Raw genomic sequence first — 1,090 nt, 5'->3', positions numbered from 1 at the left:
CGCTTCTATTATAAAGAGTTATCGGAAGAAGATGCGAATTGTATTAAGAAGGATTTGATCCTGTATAATTCTATGCTGCATACCGCTTATAAGAAACTCTATTTAACTTGTTTTCATGGTGTCAAGGATGCAGTCTCTTTACAAAAACAGTTAAAAACAAGATATGGTACGAACGATTATTTTCCTTTATCTGCAATCCATGAAGCCAGAGCCTTGCTTAAAAGTAATATTGAAACTAATCAGCAATTGAAGAAAGCATGTACTAAACGGATCGAAAGAATCAATGAGAAGATCCGTAAGGAAAACAAGTCTTTACAGAACTGGCAGAAGCAGAAAGAACAGCTGATTCAAAAGAGTAAGAAGCATAAAACTAGTGAAGCAGACTATTTGTATGAGGTACAGATCATTAATCCGAATATCAAACAGTTAAAACATAGAATTGGGTTGTTGACCTTTAAATTAAACCGAGAAACGGATAAGCTGAATCATTTGAACATAGGCGTGAGAGCCGCTTGCTTTGGTTCAAGGAAGAATCTGCATAACAATCTTGAAGCCTATCGGTATGAGCGAAGAAAACGGATGCTGATACCGGGAAGACGACAGGGAAAATACAGCAACAATCTCTTCAAATATCATCTTGAATCCGGGATCATGGTTTATCGAGGCACAGAGAAAGAAGTTCATTTACCGATCCAGTTTTATCATCATGCAGATAAATTAGAAAGAGCAGTCAGATTACCGCATAATACCACTGGTAAAGCCGTAGCTTATGAACTCTATGACCATGGTGAGTATTTCATCATCAAAGCGATCATTGAGGTGGAACCCAATATGATCGTGACTAAAAAGGAAGAAGGCAGTATCGGTATCGATATCAATGTGGATCATATCGCGGTTGCCCACATCGATCGGCAAGGCAATCTGTGCAGACAGCAGATCCTGCCGATGAAGTTAAAGGGAAAGACAAGGAATCAGCGAAAGCATGAGATTGTGGAAACAGCGAGCAAGATCATTCATGAATGTGTGCGTACCCATAAACCATTAGTGATGGAAGCCTTGGACTTTAGTGATAAAAAGCGAAAGCAGCGCT

At 39.2% G+C, this 1,090-nt stretch carries 1 protein-coding gene; it reads left to right on the top strand.

The features are described from left to right. Nucleotides 1-1,090: hypothetical protein (locus DAHG_RS21285; RefSeq protein ID WP_022936299.1), on the top strand; the 1,090-nt coding region annotated here is incomplete at both ends.

The organism is Dielma fastidiosa, from assembly GCF_000313565.1.
Classification (GTDB): Bacteria; Bacillota_I; Bacilli_A; order Erysipelotrichales; family Erysipelotrichaceae; genus Dielma; species Dielma fastidiosa.
Note: the sequence above shows the minus strand (reverse complement) of the source record. Positions and strands in the feature narration are given on the sequence as shown.